Origin of the sequence: Streptomyces lycii (assembly GCF_009735685.1) — a bacterium.
Lineage (GTDB): Bacteria > Actinomycetota > Actinomycetes > Streptomycetales > Streptomycetaceae > Streptomyces > Streptomyces lycii.
The window spans coordinates 1-4458 of record NZ_WHPN01000146.1; the positions used below are offsets into that span (position 1 = coordinate 1).

The 4458-nt window shown below is 75.1% G+C and carries 4 protein-coding genes; 2 read left to right on the top strand and 2 right to left on the bottom strand.

Going from position 1 to position 4458, the window contains the following annotated elements:
* Together GCU69_RS33185 and GCU69_RS06085 are read right to left on the bottom strand one after the other, a co-directional pair.
* Positions 1 to 315, bottom strand: a 315-nt coding sequence (locus GCU69_RS33185; protein ID WP_218037901.1) for a hypothetical protein, incomplete at its 3' end; no start/stop codon positions are given.
* A 205-nt stretch (positions 316 to 520) separates the two neighbouring features.
* Positions 521 to 790, bottom strand: coding sequence for a hypothetical protein (locus tag GCU69_RS06085; RefSeq protein WP_098754262.1), 270 nt, complete (start codon positions 788 to 790; stop codon positions 521 to 523).
* 360 nt (positions 791 to 1150) lie between these two features.
* Between GCU69_RS06085 and GCU69_RS06090 the strand changes: the two genes are divergently transcribed.
* Both GCU69_RS06090 and GCU69_RS06095 read left to right on the top strand, forming a co-directional pair.
* Positions 1151 to 2053: an aminoglycoside phosphotransferase family protein gene (locus tag GCU69_RS06090; protein WP_156205336.1), complete on the top strand. Its 903-nt coding sequence runs from the start codon at positions 1151 to 1153 to the stop codon at positions 2051 to 2053.
* A 1050-nt stretch (positions 2054 to 3103) separates the two neighbouring features.
* A complete protein-coding gene (locus GCU69_RS06095) occupies positions 3104 to 4342 on the top strand; it encodes an SGNH/GDSL hydrolase family protein (RefSeq protein ID WP_218037902.1) in 1239 nt (412 codons plus the stop codon).
* Positions 4343 to 4458: the final 116 nt, after the last annotated feature.

Sequence of the window (4458 nt, forward strand, 5' to 3'; positions counted from 1 at the left end):
CGGCCGCTCAGCGCCGGTCGATGGACACGGCGGTGTCACCGAGCGCGGCGAAGTCCCCGGCCAGGCGGTTTTCCGGGGTGTGGAGCCGGGCCTCGTGTCGCAGAGGTGGTGCTTCCTCTCCGTCCCCCGGACGGAGAGGAACACGAACCGCTGCCCGTCGCGTCGGGCGAGAGCACCAGGGTCGTTGTTGTCACGGTCATTGCCGGGGGCGACGGGCTCGGGCTTCTCCGCCGAGGAGATGCCGAGCGCGCCGAACCGCCCCTCGAAGGTGTTCTCCGCGTCGCGCGGCACCGTGTCGTTGTCGATCCAGCCCATCGCGTTCCCGGCCTCACAGGGGGAAGATGCTGCCCTTCCCCACCAGCCCGGAATTCGTCCGTCCCGTATCCGGTCGTTGTCCGGGCCGCGGCGCGGTGAGGACTCCGTGCCGCGGCCACTGTCTTTCGGCGTCTTTCGACCGGTCACCGCCGGCGCGGTCCGGGGCGCCGTCACCCCTGGCCGCGCCGGCGTGGAGCATCCCTGCTCAGGTGCGGACCCAGAGCTCGTAACCGCCCGAGGTCCGGGTGCAGGTGTAGTCGGCGTAGACGTCCCGGTTGACCAGGTTGTGGCCGGTGTGGCCGCAGGTCGCGACGTCCGGGTAGGTGCCGTACTTGAACCACGGGCCCGCCTGCGCGGCGGACGCGGCCGTCCGGGCTTCCGGGTTCTCGGCGGCCGCCGCACCGGCGGCGCCTCCCGTGACGACCAGGGCCAGTGCTGACGCGGCGACCGCCGTCGCGGCCGTGATGCGCTTCATGAGCTGCTCCTTCGCGTTCTCCGGCAGCGGGCCGGGGCTCCCCCGTGAAGCCCTCGGACGGCCCACCGCCCGCCGGAATCACCGGCGTTCACGACGTTAGGGCGGCGGCGCCGCACGGGCCTCCGGGCTGACCCTGACTTCCGCGTGGCGACGCCTGGGCGCGGCACCGTCCGGCCGGTCCGAGGGGTCGCGGTGCCCCGGGGTGCCACCGCCCGGGCCGCATATATCGGTTGACGGACGGGGGTCGCGCCCGATTGCATCGCCGTCGGCCCGGTCGCCGGCAGCGGCCGCCGGGTCCGTGCCCGCGGCCGCGCCCGTCCGCGCGGCACGGTCCTGCCCTTCGTTACGGAAAGTGTGCGCATGAGCGCTGCCGAGACGCGCGCCGGCCGGGCCGGCGTCGACGTATCCCTGGTCCGCGGGCTGCTCGCCGCGCAGTTCCCGGCCTGGGCCGGGCTGCCCCTCACCCCGGTCGACTCCGCCGGCACGGTCAACGCCATGTTCCGGCTCGGGCCGGACATGGCCGTCCGGCTTCCCCGGGTGCCGGGGGCCGCGCGGGACATCGAGAAGGAGATCCTGTGGCTGCCCCGGCTCGCCCCGCGGCTCCCGGTGCCGATTCCCGTACCGCTGGGCCGGGGCGAGCCCGGCGACGACTGGCCCTGGCCGTGGTCCGTCCACAGCTGGCTGGACGGGGACAACCCGGAACCCGGCCGGGGCCCCGCCGAACCTCTCGCTCTCGCGCGGGACTTGGCCGGTTTCGTGACCGCGTTGCGGCGCATCGACCCGGAGGGCGCCCCGGACGCCTATCGCTGCGAGTCCCTCGCGGCACGTGACGACGCGACCCGTACCGTCATCCGGGAGCTGTCCGGGGTCGTGGACACCGAGGCCGTGACCGCCGCCTGGGACGCCGCCCTGCGGGCCCCCGCCTGGGACGGGCCGCCCGTCTGGATCCACTCGGACCTGCAACCCGGAAACGTGCTGCTCAGCGGCGGACGGCTCAGCGGCGTCATCGACTTCGGCTGCACCGGCCTCGGCGAGCCCGCTGTCGATCTGATCGCCGCCTGGTATCTGCTGCCCGCGGAGGCGCGCGGCACCTTCCGCTCGGCCGTGGACGCGGACGACGCGACCTGGGCCCGGGCTCGCGGCTGGGCGCTGTCCATCGCCCTGCCCGAACTCCGCTTCCTCCGCGAGTCGAACCCGCGCATGGCGGCCATCGCCCGTGACGTCGTCGGCGAGATCCTCGCCGACCGTGCGACCACCGGCTGACCGGCCGGGAAGGACGGTCCGCGGTGGCGGCCGCACTCCCGTCGCGCCCGGGCCCTTTCCCGTCCCGGGCACCCTTCCCGTCCCGGGCGCCCTTCCCGTCCCGGGCACCCTTTCCCGTCCCCGGTGCCGCACCCGACGGCATCCGGGCACGGCCGCGGCCGACCCGCGCGGACCGGCGGCCCGGGCCCCGGCGACCGGTACCACGGCGAGTGCGGCCTTGACCGGCCGGCCGGGGCGGTGCTTGCATCTGCGCACGGCGAACCGCGGGCCGCGCGACACGGCCGCCGGACGCGGACACCGCCACGCACCGCCGCACCGCCGCATCACCCGCACCGCCGTTCCGCCGCGTCGCCCCGCACCACCGCACTGCCGTCCCGCTGCGCCGCCGCATCACCCCGCACCGCCGCACCACCGCACTGCCGTTCGCCACACACCGTCATCGCCGTTCACCCCGCACTGCCGTTCCGCTGCGTCGCCGCATCACCGCAGCACCGTTCGCCGCACACCGTCATCGCCGCGCACCGCCGTTCAGCCCGCGCCGCCGCATCACCCCGCACCGCCGTTCCGCCACGCGGCTCGCGGCACCGTGCGGTCCGCACCACCGCACCGGACCGCATCGGTCCACACCGGACCGCACCGGTCCACAGCGGACCGCACCTGGCCGCACCCGACCGCCCGCACCCGACCCGACCGCAGCCGGGCGCAGCCGTTCCGCCCGTACCTTCCGCAGCACGTCCGCGGCACGCCCCCAAAGGGCCTGTGACAACGGCTCTGTCACCGGCCTCTGACAACGTTGTCCACCCCACTCCGGCCGCACCGCGGCCGCCACCCGTCCCGCCCGGCCGAGCGCCGTGACCACCCGTCAGCGGCCGGCCTCACCGAAGGAGTACACCGATGCACCCCCGCCCCGTTCCCGCCGGCAGTCCCCGTCCGAGACCCCGGGACGAGGAGTCCGCGCCGGCCGGCCGGACCCCCGCCGGGCGCCCGGCCCCCGGCGACCGTGTCCGCACCCGTGCCCGCGGGTTCCTACGCCCCGTCACCGCCGCCACCGTGCTCGCCCTGGCCGCGGCCCTCGGCCCCGGCGTCCAGCCCGCCTCCGCCCACGGCCCGGACCGGCACTGGGTCGGCGCCTGGGCCGCCAGTCAGGTCGCCGGCAGCGAGATCCCCGGCAACGACTGCCCCGCCGGCGCGGGACTGGAGAACCAGACCGTACGGAACGTCCTGTACGTCAGCGCCGGCGGCGACAGCGTGCGCGTCCGGCTCGCCAACACGTTCGGCGCCGGTCCCGTGACGGTGGATCATGTGACCGTCGCGCAGCAGAAGGAGAACGCCGACGCGGTGCCCGGGACGATGCGGACCCTGACGTTCCACGGCCGGCGGGCGACGACGATCCCGGCGGGCCGGGAGCTGTTCAGCGACCCGGTCCGGATACCGGTCGAGGCGCTGTCCACGCTGCTGGTCAGCGTGTACGTCGAGGAGGCCACCGGGCCGCTGACGAATCATCCGTTCACCGCGCAGGGAAACCACCTGGCCGACGGGGACCGAGCCCGCGACACCACCGGCGGGGACTACGCGGGCACGCCGTGCTGGATGCTGGTGAGCGGCGTGGACGTGCGCAAGTCGGCCCGTACGGCGGGCACGGTGGTGGCGTTCGGCGACTCGATCACGGACACCGCGAACACCACCGGCAACGCCAATCAGCGCTACCCGGACCATCTCGCGCGGCGTCTCCGGGAAGTCCCGGGGCGCACCCTGTCGGTCGTCAACGCGGGCCTCGGCGGCAACCGGCTCATCGCCGACCGCGAGGGCGAGCCGTTCTACGGTGTCTCCGGGCTCGCCCGGATGGAACGCGACGCGTTCGGGCAGACCGGGGTGCGGTCGGTGATCATGCTGGAGGGCATCAACGACATCGGTTTCAGCGCCCCGGCGGAGGACATCATCGCCGGCTACCGGGCCTTCGTCGAAGCGGCCCACGAGCACGGTGTCGAGGTCTACGGCGGGACCCTGCTGCCGTTCCGCGGCTCGTTCATGTGGACGGAGGAGCGTCAGGCGGTCTGGGACGAGGTCAACGACTGGATCCGGCACTCCGGCGAGTTCGACGGGGTGGTGGACTTCGCGGCGGCGACAGCGTCCGCCGACGATCCGCTGACGCTCGACCCGGCATACGACAGCGGCGACGGCCTGCATCCGAACGACGCGGGCACCAAGGCCATGGCCGACGCGGTGGACCTGGATCTGCTGCTGGCCGGCGATCGCGACCGCGGCCGTCCCGCGGCCGGCGGTCGCTGACAGCGGCAGGTCCGCGCGCCGCAGGAGCCGAGCGGCGCACGAGGCGCGCAGCGGTACGGCACGACGCCCGGCACACAGCACACATGGTGCGCGGCGGCGCACGGCGCACGGCACGC